Raw genomic sequence first — 421 nt, forward strand, 5'->3', positions numbered from 1 at the left:
TGAGAAGAACTGTCATTGCACCTTGCGCATTGAGATCAGCAACGGTCACAGGTGTTTTATCGTAACGATAGGCGACAATAATTTTTTTGAGTCTGTGCGTAAGATTTTCTAAATTTTCGGCAAGACAAAAAATAGCCATAATTTCTGATGCAACAGTAATGTCAAAACCTGTTTGACGTGGAAAACCGTTGGTTACTCCACCCAATGAAATAATGATATCACGCAAAGCGCGGTCATTCATGTCAAGGACTCGCTTCCAAACAATACGACGTGGATCAATATTTAAGCTATTTCCCCAATAGATATGATTATCTATCATCGCAGCAAGAAGATTATGAGCAGCCGTAATGGCATGAAAATCACCAGTAAAATGCAAATTAAGGTCATCCATTGGTACAACTTGGGCATAACCACCTCCAGC

General features: G+C 39.9%; 1 protein-coding gene. It reads right to left on the reverse strand.

Going from position 1 to position 421, the window contains the following annotated elements:
• Window positions 1-421: formate--tetrahydrofolate ligase (locus tag J7R13_RS09075; RefSeq protein WP_208438329.1), on the reverse strand; the 421-nt coding region annotated here is incomplete at both ends.

The sequence above is a fragment of the Bartonella taylorii 8TBB genome (assembly GCF_902825155.1).
GTDB classification, from domain to species: Bacteria; Pseudomonadota; Alphaproteobacteria; order Rhizobiales; family Rhizobiaceae; genus Bartonella; species Bartonella taylorii_A.